Origin of the sequence: Streptomyces sp. NPDC048639, assembly GCF_043199075.1 — a bacterium.
Taxonomy (GTDB): Bacteria; Actinomycetota; Actinomycetes; order Streptomycetales; family Streptomycetaceae; genus Streptomyces.
On the sequence record NZ_JBICVP010000003.1, the window covers coordinates 57251 to 76729 of the forward strand.

The following is a 19479-nucleotide window of genomic DNA, read 5'->3' on the forward strand; positions in this document are numbered from 1 at the left end:
GATGCCTATCCGATTGCGCAGGTCTAAGACTGCCATGCCGGATGCCCGCCTCCGTCACCGGCGTCGGCCCGCGGGCCCGGCCCGCGGCCGCCTGCCGGTGCCCGTCGAGCCCGGCCCATCGGGCGGCATGGAAAGCCGTACCCGTCCTACGACGCGAAGACCGCCAGGCTCTTCGCCTTGCCCTGGTACTCCTCCACCAGCGCCAGGAAGCGCCCGTCGGGATCGAAGACCGCGATCGGACCGCCCGTGGCGAGCCCGGGCGCGTCCAGCCGTACCCCGTTGGAGAGCAGCCGCGCCTGCTGCGCGTCCACATCCCAGCGCGGGAACGCGGCCGCCGCGGCCTGCGCGATCGGCATGACGGTCAGCTCCTCCTGGAGCTGGTCCAGCGTGCGCGCCGTGTCCAGCCCGTACGGCCCGACGCGGGTGCGGCGGAGGGCGGTCAGATGTCCGCCGGTGCCGAGTGCCGCGCCGAGATCGCGAGCCAGGGCCCGGATGTAGGTGCCCGAGGAACAGACCACGGTGACATCCACGTCGACCACCGGTGTGCCGTCCTCCGCGACGGCCTCCCGCACGTCGTGCACGACGAACGAGGACACGGTGACCGGCCGGGCGGCCAGCTCGAAGTCCTCGCCCTCCAGCACGCGCTTGTACGAGCGCTTGCCGTCGATCTTGATGGCGCTGACCTTGGACGGCACCTGCTGGATGTCGCCGGTCAGCGGGGCGATCCCGGCGTCCACTGCCTCGCGGGCGAGGCCCGCTGCACCCGCCGACTCCGTGATCTCGCCCTCGGCGTCGTCGGTCACCGAACTCTGCCCGAGCCGGATCGTCGCCGCGTACTCCTTCTCCGTCAACGCGAGATGCCCGAGCAGCCTTGTCGCCTTCTCGACGCCGAGGACGAGCACTCCGGTCGCCATCGGATCGAGGGTCCCGGCGTGCCCGACGCGGCGCGTGCGGGCGATGCCGCGCATCTTCGCGACGACGTCGTGCGAGGTGAAGCCGGACGGCTTGTCGACAATGATCAAGCCGTCCGGCCCCGTTGACCTGCGCTTCATTCGGACGCTTCGTCCTCGTTCTCGTCGTTGTCGTCCTCACCGGGCCTGCGGTACGGATCCGCTTCCCCGGCGTACTTCGCGCCCGTGGACGCCTCCCGCACCTGTTCGTCCTGGGCGCGGGCACGGTCCAGCAGGTCGTCGATGGTGCGGGCGGTCTCCGGGAGGGCGTCCGGCACGAACGTCAGGGTGGGGGTGAACCGCACCCCGGTCTGCCGCCCGACCTCGGACCTCAGGATCCCCTTCGCGCTCTCCAGGGCTGCCGCCGAGGCGGTGCGCTCCTCCTCGTCCCCGTAGACCGTGTAGAAGACCGTGGCCTCCCGCAGGTCGCCGGTGACCCGCGCGTCCGTGATGGTCACGAACCCCAGCCGGGGGTCCTTGATGCGCCGGTCCAGGGTCTCCGCGACCACGACCTGGATGCGGTCCGCCAGTTTGCGGGCCCGCGCGTTGTCGGCCACTGGTCCGTCTCCTTCTTTCTTCTCTCTTCCACGATGATGCATTCGGCGACAGCCGACGGGGTCATGCGTCGTTCTCGCCGTGGAAACGCCGCCGTACGGACAGCAGCTCCACTTCGGGACGGCCGGCGACCATGCGTTCGCACCGGTCGAGTACGTCCGCGAGGTGCCCGGCGTCCCCGGACACGACCGCCAGGCCGATGACGGCCCTGCGGTAGAGGTCCTGATCTCCGACCTCGGCGACGCTGACCGCGTATTTGCGCTGCAGCTCGGCGACGATCGGGCGGACGACGGAGCGCTTCTCCTTCAGCGACCGAACGTCGCCGAGAAGCAGGTCGAAGGACAGCGTCCCTACGTACATGCAGTCCGGGTCAAGCCACCCGTGGGGCCGTCGGGGTACCTCCCAGCGGTGGCTGGGCGGGGGTACCTCCCAGCGTTAGCTGGGGGAGTGCCGCTCGAAACCGTACACGCAACGGCCGGGGCCGATCGACGGATTTCTCCGCCGACCGGCCCCGGAGAGGTGCGATGGATCAGCCTCGCGGCTTCTCGCGCATCTCGTACGTCGCGATGACGTCGTCGATCTTGATGTCGTTGAAGTTGCCGAGGTTGATACCGCCCTCGAACCCTTCGCGAATCTCGGTGACGTCGTCCTTGAAGCGGCGCAGCCCCTCGATGTTGAGGTTCTCCGCCACGACCTTGCCGTCGCGGACCAGGCGGGCCTTGGTGTTCCGCTTGACCTCGCCGGAGCGGATGAGAACACCCGCGATGTTGCCGAGCTTGGACGAGCGGAAGACCTCGCGGATCTCCGCGGTGCCGAGCTCGACCTCCTCGTACTCCGGCTTCAGCATGCCCTTCAGGGCCGCCTCGATCTCCTCGATCGCCTGGTAGATGACCGAGTAGTACCGGACGTCCACGCCCTCGCGCTCGGCCATCTGCGTCGCACGCCCCTCGGCGCGCACGTTGAAGCCGATGACGATCGCGTCGGAGCCGGACGCCAGGTTGATGTCGGACTCCGTGACGGCACCCACACCGCGGTGCAGCACGCGGATGTCGACCTCTTCGCCGACGTCGAGCTGGAGCAGCGAGGACTCGAGAGCCTCCACCGAACCGGACGCGTCGCCCTTGATGATGAGGTTGAGCTGCTGCACCTCGCCGGCCTTGAGCACCTTGTCCAGGTCCTCCAGCGAGACCCGGCGGGTCCGCTTGGCGAACGCGGCGTTGCGCTCACGGGCCGCACGCTTCTCGGCGATCTGCCGGGCGGTGCGGTCCTCGTCGACGACGAGGAAGTTGTCGCCGGCGCCAGGGACGTTGGTGAGACCCAGGACCAGGACGGGGGTCGAGGGACCCGCTTCCTCCACGTTGTTGCCGTTGTCGTCGAGCATCGCCCGGACACGGCCGTACGCGTCACCGGCGACCATCGTGTCGCCGACGCGCAGCGTGCCGCGCTGGACGAGCACGGTGGCCACAGCGCCGCGACCGCGGTCGAGGTGGGCCTCGATCGCGATGCCCTGCGCGTCCTGCTCATCGTTGGCGCGCAGGTCGAGCGAGGCGTCCGCGGTGAGGACCACGGCCTCCAGCAGGCTGTCGATGTTCAGACCCTGCTTGGCGGAGATGTCGACGAACATGGTGTCGCCGCCGTACTCCTCGGCCACGAGGCCGTACTCGGTCAGCTGACCGCGCACCTTCGTCGGGTCCGCACCCTCGACATCGATCTTGTTCACCGCGACCACGATCGGCACCTCGGCCGCCTTGGCGTGGTTCAGCGCCTCGATCGTCTGGGGCATCACACCGTCGTTGGCCGCCACCACGAGGATCGCGATGTCGGTCGACTTCGCACCACGGGCACGCATGGCGGTGAACGCCTCGTGACCCGGGGTGTCGATGAAGGTGATGCGACGCTCTTCCTCGTTGACCTCGGTCGCGACCTGGTAGGCACCGATGTGCTGGGTGATGCCGCCGGCCTCGCCCTCGATGACGTTGGTCTTGCGGATCGCGTCCAGCAGGCGCGTCTTACCGTGGTCGACGTGACCCATGACGGTCACGACCGGCGGACGCGCGACGAGCATCTCGTCGCCACCCTCGTCCTCGCCGAACTCGATCGAGAAGGACTCGAGAAGCTCGCGGTCCTCCTCCTCCGGGCTGACGATCTGGACGACGTAGTTCATCTCCTCGCCGAGGAGGTGAAGCGTCTCGTCGGGGACCGACTGGGTCGCGGTCACCATCTCGCCCAGGTTGAACATCACCTGGACCAGCGACGCCGGGTTGGCATTGATCTTCTCGGCGAAGTCGGTGAGCGAGGCACCACGCGACAGGCGGACGGACTGCCCGTTGCCGCGCGGCAGCATCACGCCGCCGATGGACGGGGCCTGCATGGCCTCGTACTCCTGGCGCCTCTGCCTCTTCGACTTGCGGCCACGACGCGCCGGACCGCCGGGACGGCCGAACGCACCCTGCGTACCACCGCGGCCACCGGGGCCGCCGGGACGACCGCCGAAGCCGGGACGGCCACCGCCGCCACCGCCGAAGCCACCGCCGGGACGACCGGCGAAGCCGCCGCCACCGCCGGGACGACCGCCGCCGCCACCGCCACCACCGGGACGACCGGCGAAGCCGCCGCCGCCACCGGGACGACCGCCGCCGCCACCGCCGCCACCGGGACGACCGGCACCCGCGGGACCGCGACCGCCACCGCCACCGGGGCCCGGACGCGGGCCGGCGGACGGACGCTGCGGCATCATGCCCGGGTTCGGGCGGTTACCGGCGGGGCCACCGCCGGAACGGGGCGCCTGCGGGCGCGGCATGCCGCCCGGGGACGGACGACCGCCACCGGCCGCCTGCGGACGGGGGCCACCGGGGCCGCCCTGACCGCCGGGACGCGGGCCGCCGGGGCCGCCCTGGCCGCCGGGACGCGGGGCACCGCCGGAACGGGGCGCCTGCGGGCGCGCCATGCCGGTGCTGCCACCGGAGGTGAAGGGGTTGTTGCCGGGGCGCGGGCCGGACGGACGACCGCCCGGACGCGGGGCGCCGCGGTCGCCACCGGAACGCGGGCCGGACTGGCGGGCGTCGCCGCGACCGCCCTGACCGCCCTGGCCACCGGGAGCGGCCGGACGCGCGGGACGCGGACCGGGGGTGCTACCGGGCTTGGGGCCCGAGGGAGCCTGCGGCGGCGCGCTGAACTCCGGCGCGGCCGGAGCGGGAGCGGGCGTCGCGGGCTGTGCCGGACCGGGCTTCGGCGCCGCGGTCTTCGGACCCGGGGTGGGACGCGGACCCGGAGCCGCCGGCGTGACGGGGCCACCCGCCTCTTCCACGGCGGCGGGCTTGGCCGCACCGGGCTTGGGCGCAGCGGGACGGGCCGTCGCATCCTGGGCGGGGGACGGCGAGGGGGTTTCACCCGCGCGCTTCGCGGGGGAGGGCGCCGCCTTGCGGGGCGCCGAAGGCTTGCCTGCGGCACGGCCGGAGCCGTTGCCCTGCTGGAAAGCGTCAGTCAGCTTGCGTACAACCGGCGCCTCGATGGTCGAGGACGCCGAACGTACGAATTCGCCAAGTTCTTGGAGCTTGGCCATGACGACCTTGCTCTCGACTCCGAACTCCTTGGCGAGCTCGTATACCCGGACCTTAGCCACTTCGCTCCTTGTTGGTCCGGGGTGTCCGCCGGACCGTCGCTACTTCATGGGCGTACTCATCGCGTACTCATCGAGTGCTCATCGCAATCTCGACCTACTTCCGACTCGCGAGGTACCTGACCGCACGGTTTCCCGTGCCGTTCTCTTACGGTGTTGCCTGCTTACTTTGCCTGCTCGACGTACTGGCGCAGCGCCGCGGTGTCGAGCGGGCCCTGGCCTCGGAAGGCCCGGGCGAACGCCCGGCGGCGAACCGCCAGGTCGAGACAGACCGGGGCGAGGTGCACATAAGCACCCCGGCCGGGCAGCGTACCGCGTGGATCAGGGGCGCAGGCGCCCTCGATCACCGCAATGCGCAGCAGATCGTCTTTGGCCGCTCGCTCCCGGCATCCCACACACGTTCGCTCAGGGCATGCGCGGGCATGCGTCCGGCCAGACACGCTAAGTCTACCTCCCCGTACCGACGCCACCCTGCCCGGGTAACGGCCGTACGGCCACTCGATATTTCGTTGCCCGGACGCCGCTCGAAACGGCCGGGCCCAGCGGTGCCGAGCCGGCCGTCCCGATGCCGACCCGAGCGTGACGGAGTCGCTACTCGGCGGCCTGCGCCACGGGCTGCTGCTCGGTGTCGGGACGGATGTCGATCCGCCAGCCGGTCAGGCGGGCCGCGAGCCGGGCGTTCTGCCCTTCCTTCCCGATCGCCAGCGAGAGCTGGTAGTCGGGAACGGTGACGCGGGCCGAGCGCGCGGCGAGGTCGACGACCTCGACCTTGCTCACCCTGGCGGGCGAGAGCGCATGGGCGACCAGCTCCGCCGGGTCGTCCGACCAGTCGACGATGTCGATCTTCTCACCGTTGAGCTCGGCCATGACCGCACGCACCCGGCCGCCCATGGGGCCGATGCAGGCACCCTTGGCGTTCAGACCCGAGCGGGTGGACCGTACGGCGATCTTGGTGCGATGGCCGGCTTCGCGGGCGATGGCCGCGATCTCCACCGAGCCGTCCGCGATCTCCGGCACCTCCATGGCGAACAACTTCTTCACCAGGTTGGGGTGGGTCCGCGAGAGCGTGACGGACGGACCGCGGACGCCCTTGACCACGCGGACGACATACGACCGCAGGCGGGTGCCGTGTGCGTAGTCCTCGCCCGGGACCTGCTCCTGCACCGGCAGGATCGCCTCGAGCCTGCCGATGTCGACCAGGATGTTCTTGGGGTCCTTGCCCTGCTGCACGACGCCCGCGACGACATCGCCCTCACGGCCCGCGTACTCGCCGAAGGTGATCTCCTCCTCGGCGTCCCGCAGCCGCTGCAGGATGACCTGCTTGGCGGTGGTCGCCGCGATGCGGCCGAAGCCGGAGGGGGTGTCGTCGAACTCGCGGGGCTCCTTGCCCTCCTCGAGATCGGCCGGGTCCTCGGTCGCCCACACGGTCACGTGGCCGGTGTTGCGGTCCAGCTCCACGCGTGCGTGCCGGCGGCTTCCCTCAGTGCGGTGGTACGCGATGAGGAGGGCCGCCTCGATGGCCTCGACCAGCAGATCGAAGGAGATCTCCTTCTCCCGTACCAAACCCCGCAGGGCGCTCATGTCGATGTCCACGGCTACGCCTCCTTCTGGCTCTCGTCGTCAGCGGCCGCGGCATTCTTCTCGGCGGCCTTGCGGTTGAACTCGATCTCCACCCGGGCCTTGGCGATGTCGGCGAAGGCGAGTCGGCGTGCGGTGGGCTTGCGGCCTTTGACGCCCGGGACCTCCAGGTCGAGACCCTCGTCGTCGACGGCGGTGATCCGGGCCACCAGCTCGCCGCCATCGGCGAGTTGAGCCTTGATGAGCCGGCCGGTGGCGCGGCGGTAGTGACGCGGTTCGGTGAGCGGGCGGTCGGCGCCGGGGGACGTGACCTCCAGGACGTACGGGTTTCCGCCCATGGCCTCGGACTCGTCCAGCTTCTCGGAGGCCGACCGGCTCAGCTCGGCGCAGGCGTCCAGGGACACGCCGTCGTCGGCGTCCACCACGATCCGCAGCACGCGTCGCTTCCCCGCCGGCGTCACCTCGATCTCTTCAAGATCCAGGTCTCGTGCGGCGACCAGCGGTTCGAGCAGTCCGCGCAGCCTCTCGCTCTGGGTGGTGCTCATCCGGGTGACTCCTCGGCCGCGTGTGCTGTTGTGGGAAGGGCGCGTGTCAGCTCAAAGGGTATCGGGTCGCGGGGCGTGGTGCTGTCCGCCTTTCGCGGGCGTGCCACGGTACCGACGAGCCGGTCGACGATCTTCGGGGTACCCGCAGGTAGGCTCGCTCCAGCCGCCGGTCCCGACGCCTGTTCCGGTCGGCTCCTCCCGACCACCGGCCCCATGCGCCCCTCACTCCCCGACAGGATGTGAACCGTGCCGCTCTCCTCACCGTTGCGGCCCCCGTCCGGGCCGGACTCCGGGCCGGATCCGGTCTCCGCGGGCACCGGGTGCGGGCCGCGCCGGAGGAGCCTGCTGGCCGGCGCACTCGGCGCCACGGCGGCCACCGCCGTTCTCTCCGGCTGCTCGGACTCCGGCTCCACCGCCGAGCGGGCCGAACGGACCACCGAGGCGCTGAAGCTCCGCGACCGCAGTGCCGCGGAGTCGAAGGCCCTGCTGGCCCGGTACGACGCCACGGTCAAGGCCCATCCGCCCCTCGCCGCCCGGCTGGCCCCGCTGCGGGCCGAGGTCGCCCGCCACGCGGACGCACTCGTCACACGGCGGGCCGCCTCCCCCTCGGCGTCCGCCTCGCGTGAGGACCGGCCGCGGGATCCCGAGGTCCCGCAGGACGAGGGCGAGGCGCTGGCCGCGCTGGCCGAGGCCGAGCGCAGGACGGCCGACGCCCGCACCGCGGCCCTGATGGGTGCGCCCCCGGAGCTGGCCCGCCTGCTCGCCTCCATCGCGGCGGCGGGCGCCGGCCACGGGTACCTGCTGACGAAGGGCGCCTGAGCGTGCCCGGCGCGCACCGTGCGCCCGCCCCCGCATCCCCTTCAGGAGACGGCTCAGGAGAGACGCGATGACCACCCATGCCCCCCGCACCCGCCCGGCGTCGCAGGACGCCGTACTCGCCGCGGCGCAGGCCGCGTTGGGGGCGGAGCATGCCGCGGTGTACGGATACGGCGTCGTCGGGGGCCGGATAGGAGAGAAGCGGCGGGCCGAGGCCCGCGAGGCGTACGACGCGCACCGGGCACGCCGCGACGACCTGGGCCGTACCGTGCGCGACCTGGGCGGGAAGCCCGAGGCGTCGGCCGCTGCCTACGCCCTGCCGTTCCCGGTCCCGGACGAGGCCGCCGCCCACCGGCTGGCCGCCGAGCTGGAGGACAGGGTCGCCGGGGTGTACGGCGATCTGGTGCGCTCCGCGGACGGTTCGCTGCGCCGCGAGGCCGCGGCCGCGCTGCGCGAGGCGGCAGTGCGGGCGGTCCGCTGGCGGGGCGGGAGCGTAGCCTTCCCTGGGCTTGCCGAACGGCAGGCCGCCAACGGCTCGTCCGAGCCGGCGGGCCCCACGGCGGACACGCTCTGACCGTCGGGCGGACCCGCGCGGGGCGTACGAGCCACGGGGCGCGGCCCGTACGGGCTCGTGCGCAGTGAGGGAAAGGGACGGCTCAGGCATGGCTTCAGCGGCACGGCCCGGCGCCGGCACTCCTTTTCAGCCACCGCAGCGCTTGGTGCGCGCGCTGGCCGAGGAGTACGGGGACGCCGGTGAGGAGTGGCTGCCGGCCCTGCCCGTTGCGCTGGACGCGGCCCTGGGCCGCTGGGATCTGGAATTCGAGCGTGTGCTGACGCCGGGCGGACGCAGCGGTCTCATCACGCTCGTACGGCGGCCCGACGGCACCCCCGCAGTGCTCAAACTCCTTGCCCCGGGCGCCCGTTCGCGGCCCGAGCACGCCGCGCTGGCGCGCTGGGACGGCTGGGGCGCCGTTCGCCTCCTGGACGCCGACCCGGACTCCGGCGCGCTCCTGCTGGAGCGGCTGCACGGGGAGGTCGGCCTGAGTTCTCTGCCGGAGGGCAAGGCGCAGCTCGAGGCAGCCGGGACCGTGCGGAAGCTGTGGGTGGAGCCGGGCGAGGGCCATCCCTTTGAAGCGGTGGCCGACCGGACCGCTCGCGCGGCGGAGGCGCTGCGCGCCGCGGTGGCCGAGCCGGCCGCGGAGAGCGCCGGCCCGATGGTGGACGAGGCGCTGGCCGTTCGGGAGGAGCTGACGGCCGCTCCCCCGGAGTCCGTGCTGCTGCACGGGCGGTTCCGGCAGGGAAAGGTGCTGTCCGCGGAGCGGGTGCCGTGGGTGGCGGTGGGGCCGCAGCCGCTGGTCGGTGAGCGCGCCTACGACCTGGCACGGCTCGTCCGCGACCGGCTGGAGGATCTGGTGGCCTCGCCGGGGGGCGCGGCGGCGGCGCGCCGCCGGATCGCGAAACTGGCGGACTCCCTGGAGGTGGACCGCGAACGGCTGCGCGGCTGGACCGTCTTCCGGGCGATCGAGTCGGGGGTGAGGGCGCTGTCGGTGGGCCGCCCCCAGGACGGCGAGCTGCTGCTGGAGTTCGCCGGCTGGCTCTGACGGCCGCGGCGGGCGAAGCACGCGCCGGTTCGACTCCGCGCAGGGCCCCGGTCCGTGCGGCTCTCCGGCTCATGTGCCGCTGCCGCAGCCGCTGTTGGGAAGTCCGTCGTCTTCAGAGGTGAATTCGCGCCACTCCGGCGCCCGGGCGTACGGGCAGCGGACCCGCGCGTGCGACGACGGCCCGGCCCGCACGCCTCCGCTCGTGAGCGGGGGCCGCGCGGCCGGGCCGTCCCGGTGGTGCCCTACATGCCTGTAGGGGTGCCCGCGTGCCGCGCGTACCTACGCCTTCGCGACCCGTGCCAGGGCCTCGTCCACCGGCAGTTCCTCGCGCTCGCCCGTACGCCGGTCCTTCAGCTCGACGACGCCCTCACCCGCGCGCCGCCCGACGACGAGGATCGTCGGAACGCCGAGCAGCTCGGCGTCGGTGAACTTCACGCCGGGCGAGACGCCGGCGCGGTCGTCCACGAGCACCCGGACGCCGGCCGAGTGCAGCTTCTCGGCCACCTCCAGGGCGAGTTCGGTCTGCTGCGCCTTGCCCGCCGCGACCACGTGGACGTCGGCGGGCGCGATCTCCCGCGGCCAGCACAGGCCCTGCTCGTCGGCGGTCTGCTCGGCGAGGGCGGCCACGGCGCGGGAGACGCCGATGCCGTACGAGCCCATGGTCACCCGTACCGGCTTGCCCTCGCGGCCCAGCACGTCGAGCTCGAAGGCGTCCGCGTACTTCCGGCCGAGCTGGAAGATGTGGCCGATCTCGATGGCCCGGCCGATCTCCAGCCCGGTGCCGCAGCGCGGGCAGGGGTCGCCCGGCTCGACGACGACCACGTCCAGGTATTGGTCGACCTCGAAGTCCCGTCCGCACACCACGTTCCTGGCGTGCTTGCCCTCCTTGTTGGCGCCGGTGATCCAGGCGGTGCCGGTGGCGACGCGAGGGTCGGCGATGTAGCGGAGGGCGGACCCGGCCAGGCCCTGCGGGCCGACGTAGCCGCGGACGAGGTCGGGACGGTCCTCGAAGTCCTCGGCCGTCACCAGCTCCACGGTCGCCGGGGCGAGGTGCTCGCCGAGCTTGCCGAGGTCGACCTCCCGGTCCCCCGGTACGCCGACGGCCGTGATCTTGCCGTCGACCTTGACCAGCAGGTTCTTCAGCGTCGCGGAGCGCTCCACGCCCAGGTGCTGGGCCAGGGTCTCGATGGTCGGGGTGTCAGGGGTGTCCAGCTCCTCGACGGCCGCGTGCTCGACCTGCCCGACCTCGGGAACGGGCACGGTCACCGCCTCGGTGTTGGCCGCGTAGTCGCAGGCCGGGCAGTCCACGAAGGTGTCCTCGCCCGCGGCCGCCGGGGCGAGGAACTCCTCGGACGCCGAGCCGCCCATGGCCCCGGAGACGGCGGAGACGATGCGGTAGTCCAGGCCGAGCCGCTGGAAGATCTTGGTGTACGCCTCGCGGTGCAGCGCGTACGAGGCGGCCAGACCCTCGTCGTCGGTGTCGAAGGAGTACGAGTCCTTCATCAGGAACTCACGGCCGCGCAGCACGCCGGAGCGGGGCCGGGCCTCGTCCCGGTACTTGGTCTGGATCTGGTAGAGGACGACCGGCAGGTCCTTGTACGAGGTGCACTGGTCCTTGACGACCTGGGTGAAGATCTCCTCGTGGGTGGGGCCGAGCAGATAGTCGCCGCCCTTGCGGTCCTTGAGCCGGAACAGCAGGTCGCCGTACTCCTCCCAGCGCCCGCTCACCTCGTACGGCTCCTTGGGGAGCAGCGCGGGCAGCAGGACCTCCTGGGCTCCGGCGGCGTCCATCTCCTCGCGGACCACGCGGGAGACGTTCTCCAGGACCCGCTTGCCCAGCGGGAGCCAGGTCCAGATCCCCGCGGCAGAGCGGCGGACGTACCCGGCGCGGACCAGCAGCTTGTGGCTGGTGGTCTCGGCATCGGCCGGGTCGTCGCGCAGCGTCTTGAGCATCATCCGGGACATGCGCTGGACCATGAGGTTTGTCTCCTGCGTCTACTGCGGTGCGAAGTGCGATGCCCTGGAGGCTATCCAACCCGGGGAGGGCCCCGTGCCGTCAGCCCCTGCGCAGCGGGAGGAACGCCCCCATCACCGCATACGGGCTCGGCGCGCTGGGGAAGACGACGCGGCGGGCGAGGTCCTCGTAGCCCAGGGCTCGGTAGAGCGTGCGGGCGGGGCTCCGGTCGGCGTCGATCGCGGACAGGATGCTGCGGGGCTCGTCGGCGCCGTCCGTGATCGTGGTGATCAGAGTGCGGCCGATGCCGCGCTTCTGGAACGCGGGGTGGACGTGCAGTTCGGTGATGACGAACGAGTCGTCGAGCCAGTGGTCCTGTCCGACGTAGCGGAGGTAGGGCTCGACGACGGTCGACCACCAGTGACCGCGGTCGTTGGGCATGCCGTACACGAAGCCGACGAGGCGTCCGTCGGAGGCGGTGGCGCCGAGCGCGCGGGCGCCGGGGCTGGTCAGATGGCGCAGCACGATGTGGCGGCGGACGCCGATCTCGTCGTGGGTGAGCCCGAACGCGAGCGCCTGGACCGCGAGTGCCTCGTCCACCCTTGCGGCAAGGTCGAGCGGCCCGACCACGACGTCATTCATGGTCGCGACCCTACCGGTGGCGGGGTCGGGCGGGACCCGCCGACCGGCTCAGAACAGCACGCTCATGAACGCGCCGGTCTCCCGGAATCCGACGCGTCGGTACGCGGCGCGAGCTGGGGTGTTGTAGTCGTTGACGTAGAGGCTGGCCACGGGGGCGACCTCGCCCAGCGCGTGGTGGAGAATGGCCGACATTCCGGTCTCGGAGAGGCCGCGTCCGCGGAACTCGGGGTCGACCCAGACGCCCTGGATCTGGCAGGCCTTCGGGGTCGCGGCGCCGATCTCCGCCTTGAAGATCACGCGACCGTCCTCGATACGGGCGAAGGAACGGCCCGTGCCGACGAGCTCGGCGACCCGGGCCTGGTAGAGCAGTCCGCCGTCCCCGGCGAGCGGCGAGACGCCGACCTCCTCGGTGAACATCGCCACGCAGGCCGGCATGACCTGGTCTATCTCGTCCTTGCGGATGCGCCGCACCAGCGGGTCCGGGGGTACGTCCTCGGGGACGGTGTCGGTGACCATGAGCGGCTGGTGGGCGCGGACCTCGCGGGCCGGCCCCCAGCTCGACTCCAGCAGCGACCAGAGCCGGCCGACGGGCTCCGACGGGCCGACGATCGAGGAGCAGCGGCGCCCGGCACGGCGGGCCCGGTCGGCGAAGCCGCGCACGGCCTCGGGGCTCGCGCAGATGGGGACCAGGTTGGCTCCGGCGTAGCAGAGGGACTCCAGCCTGCCGTCGGCGTACCAGCCCCACATCTCGCCGCCGAGGCGCCAGGGGTCGAGCCCGGCGACATGGACACGGGCAGCCACGAAGGCGTTGGCGACGGGGTCGCGGTCGAGGACCGCGAGGGCGGCCCCGAGGTCTCCGGGTTCGAGAACCCTCGTCGTGGTCGTGGTCAACACCTGTCGGAATGCCTCACCGTGCGGTCTGCTGGTGTCCGCACTTTACCCGCAGCCGCTGGTGAGCGCCGCTCCCAAGGAAGAGCCCCGCTCCTGGCGCAGGGCCGGGTGCCTGCTCATGAACGGGGCTTGCGGTGGTGCGTACGCGGGCGCGCGGGCCCGGACCGCACCACCGGCCTTCGGCGGCAGGGGCGCCGGGTCAGCTCACCGACACCTGCGGCTCGCCGGACAGGACGCCGTCCTTCTCCATCTGCTCGGCGATCTTCATGGCCTCGTCGATCAGGGTCTCCACGATCTTGGACTCGGGCACGGTCTTGATGACCTCGCCCTTCACGAAGATCTGGCCCTTGCCGTTGCCCGAGGCGACGCCGAGGTCCGCTTCCCGCGCCTCGCCGGGGCCGTTGACGACGCAGCCCATGACGGCGACGCGCAGCGGCACCTCCATGCCGTCCAGACCGGCGGTCACCTCGTCCGCCAGCTTGTAGACGTCCACCTGGGCCCGTCCGCAGGAGGGGCAGGAGACGATCTCCAGGCGGCGCTGACGCAGATTCAGCGACTCCAGGATCTGGATGCCGACCTTGACCTCTTCGGCCGGCGGCGCGGAGAGGGAGACGCGGATGGTGTCGCCGATGCCCTCGGCGAGCAGGGCACCGAAGGCCACGGCCGACTTGATGGTGCCCTGGAAGGCGGGGCCCGCCTCGGTCACACCGAGGTGGAGCGGGTAGTCGCACTGCGCCGCGAGCTGGCGGTAGGCGTTGACCATGACCACCGGGTCGTTGTGCTTCACGGAGATCTTGATGTCGCGGAAGCCGTGCTCCTCGAACAGCGAGCACTCCCACAGCGCCGACTCCACCAGCGCCTCGGGGGTGGCCTTGCCGTACTTCTGGAGCAGCCGCTTGTCCAGGGAGCCGGCGTTGACGCCGATCCGGATCGGGACGCCGGCCTCGGAGGCCGCCTTGGCGATCTCCTTCACCTTGTCGTCGAACTGGCGGATGTTCCCCGGGTTCACGCGGACCGCCGCGCATCCGGCGTCGATGGCGGCGAAGACGTACTTGGGCTGGAAGTGGATGTCGGCGATCACCGGGATCTGCGACTTCCTGGCGATGACCGGCAGGGCCTCGGCGTCGTCCTGCGAGGGGCAGGCGACGCGTACGATCTGGCAGCCCGATGCGGTCAGCTCGGCGATCTGCTGCAGCGTCGCACCGATGTCCGCGGTGACGGTGGTGGTCATCGACTGCACCGACACGGGGGCGTCACCGCCCACAGCGACCGATCCGACCTGGATCTGGCGGCTGACCCGCCGGTCGGCGAGCTTGGCCGGAACGGACGGCATTCCGAGCGAAATCGCAGTCATCTTGCTTGCAACCCCAGAAGGTGTCGGATCGAGGTCCCGAGATCGGCGGGCTCCGGTCAACGAGATTACGGCACCGGTCCCGGCCGCAGCACATCCCGTCGATGAACACACACAAATGCCGACAGCCGGGCACAAAGTTCGCCCGGCTGTCGGAATGCGTTTCCCGCTAGGAAATTCTGACGGGATTGACCAGGTCGGCCACGAGCACCAGCAGCGTGAAGCAGATGAAGATCCCGGCCACCACATACGCGACCGGCATCAACTGGGCCACGTCGAACGGGCCGGGGTCGGGCCGCCGCATCAGCCGGGCGGCCTGCCGCCGCAGCGACTCCCACAGGGCGCCGGCGATGTGCCCGCCGTCCAGCGGCAGCAGAGGCAGCATGTTGAACAGGAACAGCGACAGGTTGAAGCCCGCGACCAGGAAGAGCATGGTCGCCACGCGCTGCTCCGGTGGGATGTCGAGGTTGAAGACCTCACCGCCGACGCGAGCCGCTCCGACCACGCCCATCGGCGAGTCCGCTTCGCGCGGCCCGTCGCCGAAGGCCGCGTCCCACAGCGCCGGCACCTTCGAGGGCAGGTCCACCAGGGACTGCACACCTGAGGTGATCATGTCGCCCATGCGGTCCACGGACTGGCCGAAGGACTGCTGGACGACGCCGGTGGCGGGGCTGAAGCCCAGGAAGCCCGCCTTCACGTACTCGCCCGGGACCGGGCGTCCGCTGCCGTCGTTCTTGGCGACCTGGTTCTCGACGAGATCGGCGCGGAGGGTCTTGGTCGCGCCGTCCCGCTCGACGGTGATCGCGGCCGGGCCGATGGTCTCGCGGATACGGTCCTGGAGCGTGCTCCAGTCGTCGGTCCGGGTGCCGTTGAAGGCGACGATCTTGTCGCCCGGCTCCAGACCGGCCGCCTTGGCGGGGGACGCCGGGTCGTCCTTGGCGCAGGTGTCGCGGTTCTCGCTCTGCGCGATCACACAGACCGAGACCGTGCTGACGGTGGTCGTCTGGCTGTTGATGCCGAAGCCCATCAGCACGCCGAGGAAGACCACCACGGCCAGGATCAGGTTCATGAACGGGCCGGCGAACATGACGATGACGCGCTTCCACGGCTTGCGCGTGTAGAACAGCCGCTTCTCGTCACCCGGCTTGAGTTCCTCGAACGCCGCCGAGCGGGCGTCCTCGATCATGCCGCGCCAGGGCGAGGTGGAACGGGCCTTCACCTTGCCGTCGTCGCCGGGCGGGAACATCCCGATCATGCGGATGTAGCCGCCGAGCGGGATGGCCTTGACGCCGTACTCGGTCTCGCCCTTGCGGCGGGACCAGATGGTGGGACCGAAGCCGACCATGTACTGCGGCACACGGATGCCGAAGAGCTTGGCCGTGGAGAGGTGCCCCAGTTCGTGCCAAGCGATGGAGAAGAGCAGACCGACGGCGAAGACGACTATGCCGAGTACCGTCATCAATGCCGTCATGCGCGAGCCTCCGGTGTCGCCTGTCCTGCCATGTCACGGGCGCGGGCGCGCGCCCAGGTCTCCGCTTCGAGGACGTCCGCGACGGTCAGGCCCGTTCCCCGCGGTGTCCCGTGTTCGGCGACCACGTCGGCGACCGTATCCACAATTCCTGTGAACGGCAGCCTTCCTTCGAGAAAAGCGTCCACGCACTCCTCGTTGGCGGCGTTGAAGACGGCCGGGGCCGTGCCCCCCAGTTCGCCCACGTGCCGGGCCAGGTCCACCGACGGGAACGCCTCGGTGTCCAGCGGGAAGAACTCCCAGGTCGATGCCGTGGTCCAGTCGCACGCGGGCGCGGCGTCCGGCACCCGGTCGGGCCAGCCCAGGCCCAGCGCGATCGGCATCCGCATGTCGGGCGGACTCGCCTGAAGGAGTGTCGAGCCGTCGATGAACTCGACCATCGAGTGGACGTAGGACTGCGGGTGGACGACGACCTCGATGCGGTCGAAGGGGATGTCGTAGAGCAGATGCGCCTCGATGACCTCCAGCCCCTTGTTGACCAGGGTGGCCGAGTTGATCGTGATGACCGGGCCCATGTTCCAGGTGGGGTGGGCGAGCGCCTGCTCGGGGGTGACCTGCGCCAGCTCGGGCTTCGTACGGCCGCGGAACGGGCCGCCGGACGCGGTGACGACGAGCTTGCGGACCTCGGAACGCGCACCGCCCATGAGCGCCTGGAAGAGCGCCGAGTGCTCGGAGTCGACCGGCACGATCTGGCCGGGCTTGGCGATCGCCTTCACCAGCGGGCCGCCGACGATCAGCGACTCCTTGTTGGCCAGGATCAGCACCCGGCCGGCCTCGAGGGCGGCGAGCGTGGGCGCGAGCCCGATGGAGCCGGTGATGCCGTTGAGGACCGAGTGGCAGGGAGAGGCGGCCAGCTCGGTGGCGGCGTCCGGGCCGGCCAGGATCTCGGGCTGCGGCTCTGACCCGTACTGCGCGGCCAGCGCCTCGCGCAGCGGCGGTACGGCGTCCTGGCGGGAGACGGCTACGGTACGGACTCGCAAGCGCCAGGCCTGCTCGGCCAGCAGATCGATCCTGCCGCCGGCGGCGGAGAGCCCGGTGACGCGGAAGCGGTCGGGGTGGCGCAGCACGACGTCGATGGCCTGGGTGCCGATCGATCCGGTGGAGCCGAGGATCACGATGTCGCGTGGCCCGCCGGTGGCGGCACCGGCCGCCGGGAAGCGGTCGTGCGGATGAGCGAGAGAGTCCGTCATCCCCCCATTGTGGCCGCAGTCCCCTCCCGTTCCGGACGGGTGCCCCCTCCGGGGCGGCGTGGCGTGCCGCACGCGGACGCGGCGGCGCGGCGCACCGCGGGATGCGGTACGCCGCGCCGGGGCTTGCCTGCGTCAGCGAATGGGGCGGTGGACGTTGTCCCGCTGGGCCGGGCCCGGGGTGGCGTCGGCGATCCACGGGCCGTCGCCGCTGAGGTCGACCATGCCCTCTTCCATCCACGTGTACTGCCCGCCGAGGATGCCCTTGACGAGCTTGCGGTCGAGGTCGTCGGTGTTGTTCCACAGCCGCCCGAAGAGCTCCTCGACGCGGACGCGGGACTGCTTGCAGAAGACGTCGGCCAGCTTGTACGCCTCGCTGCCGTGGTCGCCGGTCGACCGCAGGTGCTCGGCGCGTACGCACGCCGCGCTCATCGCGAACAGCTCCGCACCGATGTCGACGATGCGGCCGAGGAAGCCCTGCTTGGTCTCCATCCGGCCCTGCCAGCGCGACATGGCGTAGAAGGTGGAGCGGGCGAGCTTGCGCGAGGCGCGCTCGACATAGCGCAGGTGGACGGACAGGTCGGGTTGGCCGGCGCGGTGGAACTCGCCGTAGCTGCCCGGGAGTTGGCCGGGTCCGGCGACGAGCTTGGGCAGCCAGCGGGCATAGAAGCCGCCGGCCTTGGCGCCCGCCTTCGCCTTGTCCGAGAGGGACTTGTCGGGGTCGATCAGGTCGCCCGCGACGGAGAGGTGGGCGTCGACCGCCTCACGGGCGATCAGCAGGTGCATGATCTCGGTCGAGCCCTCGAAGATCCGGTTGATCCGCAGGTCGCGGAGCATCTGCTCGGCGGGCACGGCACGCTCGCCGCGGGCGGCCAGCGACGCGGCCGTCTCGAAGCCGCGGCCGCCGCGGATCTGCACGAGCTCGTCCGCCATCAGACAGCCCATCTCGGAGCCGTACAGCTTGGCCAGGGCCGCCTCGATACGGATGTCGTTGCGGTCCTCGTCGGCCATCTGGCTGGAGAGGTCGACAACGGCTTCCAGCGCGAACGTGGTGGCCGCGATGAAGGAGATCTTCGAACCGATGGCCTCGTGGCTGGCGATCGGCTTGCCCCACTGCTCGCGGACGCTCGACCACTCGCGGGCGATCTTCAGGCACCACTTGCCGGCGCCCACGCACATGGCGGGCAGGGAGAGGCGCCCGGTGTTGAGCGTGGTGAGGGCGATCTTGAGGCCGGCACCCTCGGGGCCGATGCGGTTGGCGGCGGGCACCCGTACCTGGTGGAGGCGGGTGACGCCGTTCTCGATGCCGCGCAGGCCCATGAACGCGTTGCGGTTCTCGACCGTGATGCCCTCGGAGGCCGCCTCGACCACGAAAGCGGTGATCCCGCCCTTGTGGCCCTCCGACTTCGGCACCCGGGCCATGACCACGAGCAGATCGGCCACGACGCCGTTGGTGGTCCACAGCTTCACGCCGTCGACGATGTAGTCGTCCCCGTCGGGCACGGCGGTGGTCGCCAGCCGCGCCGGGTCGGAGCCCACGTCCGGCTCGGTGAGGAGGAACGCCGAGATGTCCGTACGGGCGCACCGCGGCAGGAAGGTGTCCTTCTGCTCCTGGGTCCCGAAAAGCTTCAGCGGCTGCGGCACACCGATCGACTGGTGGGCGGAGAGCAGCGCGCCGAGGGCGGGATTGGCGGTGCCGACCATGGACAGGGCGCGGTTGTAATAGACCTGCGTGAGGCCGAGACCGCCGTATTTCGTATCGATCTTCATGCCCAGCGCGCCGAGCTGTTTGAGACCGTTGATCACTTCGTCCGGGATCTGCGCCTCGCGCTCGATCCGGGCGCTGTCGATCCGGGTCTCGCAGAAGTCGCGCAGCTTGGCGAGGAACTCCTCACCACGCCGTACGCCCTCGGCATCCGGCATGGGGTGGGGATGGATCAGGTCGAGCCGGAACCTGCCCAGGAACAGCTCCTTGGCGAAGCTCGGCTTGCGCCAGTCCTGCTCACGGGCCGCCTCGGCGACCTGGCGCGCTTCGCGCTCGGAGACGGTTGGCCTGGTGGGTGTGGCGGTCATGACGGGGTCACCTCGCCGCGGAGTCGGGGCTGCACCGGTCGACTTGCTTCCAGTCTGAGCTACTCGCTACCTGTCGGTGCTACTCGACCGTATTTACCCGATCCACGACGGCTCTACCAGACTTCGCGCACGACTCACCGTAAGGATGTAGTTGACTTTCGGTGATTCTTCGCTGTGGTGTCCCGGGGG

At 71.4% G+C, this 19479-nt stretch carries 17 protein-coding genes; 3 read left to right on the forward strand and 14 right to left on the reverse strand.

What is annotated here, in order from left to right; all coding sequences use genetic code 11:
* Positions 1–146: 146 nt before the first annotated feature.
* From truB to rimP, 7 genes are all read right to left on the reverse strand, one after another.
* Positions 147–1052, reverse strand: a complete 906-nt coding sequence (gene truB / locus ACGFNH_RS08580) for a tRNA pseudouridine(55) synthase TruB (RefSeq protein WP_393652313.1) — start codon at positions 1050–1052, stop codon at positions 147–149.
* Positions 1049–1507 (reverse strand): 30S ribosome-binding factor RbfA, encoded by a 459-nt coding sequence (rbfA, locus tag ACGFNH_RS08585; RefSeq protein ID WP_393652314.1) that lies wholly within the window; start codon positions 1505–1507, stop codon positions 1049–1051. Before rbfA ends, truB begins: the two co-directional genes overlap by 4 nt.
* 61 nt (positions 1508–1568) lie before the next feature.
* Positions 1569–1865: a DUF503 domain-containing protein gene (locus ACGFNH_RS08590; RefSeq protein ID WP_393652315.1), complete on the reverse strand. Its 297-nt coding sequence runs from the start codon at positions 1863–1865 to the stop codon at positions 1569–1571.
* A gap of 169 nt (positions 1866–2034) precedes the next feature.
* A complete protein-coding gene (infB, locus tag ACGFNH_RS08595) occupies positions 2035–5127 on the reverse strand; it encodes a translation initiation factor IF-2 (protein ID WP_393652316.1) in 3093 nt (1030 codons plus the stop codon).
* Positions 5128–5288: 161 nt separating this feature from the next.
* Positions 5289–5564 carry a YlxR family protein gene (locus ACGFNH_RS08600; protein ID WP_393652317.1) on the reverse strand — a complete coding sequence of 92 codons (276 nt, stop codon included), beginning with the start codon at positions 5562–5564 and terminating at the stop codon, positions 5289–5291.
* A 151-nt stretch (positions 5565–5715) separates the two neighbouring features.
* Positions 5716–6717, reverse strand: a complete 1002-nt coding sequence (gene nusA, locus ACGFNH_RS08605) for a transcription termination factor NusA (protein WP_393652318.1) — start codon at positions 6715–6717, stop codon at positions 5716–5718.
* Between the two features lie 2 nt (positions 6718–6719).
* Complete coding sequence (gene rimP / locus ACGFNH_RS08610; protein WP_393652319.1) at positions 6720–7247, reverse strand: ribosome maturation factor RimP; 528 nt, start codon at positions 7245–7247, stop codon at positions 6720–6722.
* A 246-nt stretch (positions 7248–7493) separates the two neighbouring features.
* On the opposite strand from rimP, the gene ACGFNH_RS08615 reads away from it, so the two are divergent.
* From ACGFNH_RS08615 to ACGFNH_RS08625, 3 genes are all read left to right on the forward strand, one after another.
* Complete coding sequence (locus ACGFNH_RS08615) at positions 7494–8066, forward strand: hypothetical protein (protein WP_393652320.1); 573 nt, start codon at positions 7494–7496, stop codon at positions 8064–8066.
* A 67-nt stretch (positions 8067–8133) separates the two neighbouring features.
* Positions 8134–8637: a ferritin-like domain-containing protein gene (locus ACGFNH_RS08620; RefSeq protein ID WP_393652321.1), complete on the forward strand. Its 504-nt coding sequence runs from the start codon at positions 8134–8136 to the stop codon at positions 8635–8637.
* 88 nt (positions 8638–8725) lie between these two features.
* Positions 8726–9664 (forward strand): aminoglycoside phosphotransferase family protein, encoded by a 939-nt coding sequence (locus ACGFNH_RS08625; protein ID WP_393652322.1) that lies wholly within the window; start codon positions 8726–8728, stop codon positions 9662–9664.
* Positions 9665–9943: 279 nt separating this feature from the next.
* Here ACGFNH_RS08625 and ACGFNH_RS08630 read toward each other — a convergent pair whose 3' ends face one another.
* From ACGFNH_RS08630 to ACGFNH_RS08660, 7 genes are all read right to left on the reverse strand, one after another.
* Complete coding sequence (locus ACGFNH_RS08630; protein WP_393652323.1) at positions 9944–11641, reverse strand: proline--tRNA ligase; 1698 nt, start codon at positions 11639–11641, stop codon at positions 9944–9946.
* 79 nt (positions 11642–11720) lie between these two features.
* The gene (locus ACGFNH_RS08635; protein ID WP_393652324.1) at positions 11721–12260 is read right to left on the reverse strand and encodes a GNAT family N-acetyltransferase; all 540 of its coding nucleotides are present in this window, start codon (positions 12258–12260) and stop codon (positions 11721–11723) included.
* Between the two features lie 48 nt (positions 12261–12308).
* Positions 12309–13154, reverse strand: coding sequence for a GNAT family N-acetyltransferase (locus ACGFNH_RS08640; RefSeq protein WP_393652325.1), 846 nt, complete (start codon positions 13152–13154; stop codon positions 12309–12311).
* A gap of 196 nt (positions 13155–13350) precedes the next feature.
* Entirely contained in the window at positions 13351–14505 is a 1155-nt protein-coding gene (ispG, locus tag ACGFNH_RS08645; protein ID WP_393652326.1) for a flavodoxin-dependent (E)-4-hydroxy-3-methylbut-2-enyl-diphosphate synthase, read from the reverse strand.
* Positions 14506–14671: 166 nt separating this feature from the next.
* Positions 14672–15973, reverse strand: coding sequence for a M50 family metallopeptidase (locus ACGFNH_RS08650; protein ID WP_393652327.1), 1302 nt, complete (start codon positions 15971–15973; stop codon positions 14672–14674).
* Positions 15970–17220 carry a 1-deoxy-D-xylulose-5-phosphate reductoisomerase gene (gene dxr, locus ACGFNH_RS08655; RefSeq protein WP_393652328.1) on the reverse strand — a complete coding sequence of 417 codons (1251 nt, stop codon included), beginning with the start codon at positions 17218–17220 and terminating at the stop codon, positions 15970–15972. Before dxr ends, ACGFNH_RS08650 begins: the two co-directional genes overlap by 4 nt.
* Before the next feature lie 132 nt (positions 17221–17352).
* Positions 17353–19290, reverse strand: coding sequence for an acyl-CoA dehydrogenase family protein (locus tag ACGFNH_RS08660; RefSeq protein ID WP_393652329.1), 1938 nt, complete (start codon positions 19288–19290; stop codon positions 17353–17355).
* Between the last annotated feature and the right edge of the window lie 189 nt (positions 19291–19479).

Excerpts from the sequence above, each read along its gene's own strand:
- truB (WP_393652313.1), bottom strand. The coding sequence starts at position 1,052 with ATGAAGCGCAGGTCAACGGGGCCGGACGGCTTGATCATTGTCGACAAG.
- ACGFNH_RS08590 (WP_393652315.1), bottom strand. The coding sequence starts at position 1,865 with ATGTACGTAGGGACGCTGTCCTTCGACCTGCTTCTCGGCGACGTTCGG.
- rimP (WP_393652319.1), bottom strand. The coding sequence starts at position 7,247 with ATGAGCACCACCCAGAGCGAGAGGCTGCGCGGACTGCTCGAACCGCTG.
- ACGFNH_RS08620 (WP_393652321.1), top strand. The coding sequence starts at position 8,134 with ATGACCACCCATGCCCCCCGCACCCGCCCGGCGTCGCAGGACGCCGTA.
- ACGFNH_RS08625 (WP_393652322.1), top strand. The coding sequence starts at position 8,726 with ATGGCTTCAGCGGCACGGCCCGGCGCCGGCACTCCTTTTCAGCCACCG.
- ACGFNH_RS08630 (WP_393652323.1), bottom strand. The coding sequence starts at position 11,641 with ATGGTCCAGCGCATGTCCCGGATGATGCTCAAGACGCTGCGCGACGAC.
- ACGFNH_RS08635 (WP_393652324.1), bottom strand. The coding sequence starts at position 12,260 with ATGAATGACGTCGTGGTCGGGCCGCTCGACCTTGCCGCAAGGGTGGAC.
- ispG (WP_393652326.1), bottom strand. The coding sequence starts at position 14,505 with ATGACTGCGATTTCGCTCGGAATGCCGTCCGTTCCGGCCAAGCTCGCC.
- ACGFNH_RS08650 (WP_393652327.1), bottom strand. The coding sequence starts at position 15,973 with ATGACGGCATTGATGACGGTACTCGGCATAGTCGTCTTCGCCGTCGGT.
- dxr (WP_393652328.1), bottom strand. The coding sequence starts at position 17,220 with ATGACGGACTCTCTCGCTCATCCGCACGACCGCTTCCCGGCGGCCGGT.
- ACGFNH_RS08660 (WP_393652329.1), bottom strand. The coding sequence starts at position 19,290 with ATGACCGCCACACCCACCAGGCCAACCGTCTCCGAGCGCGAAGCGCGC.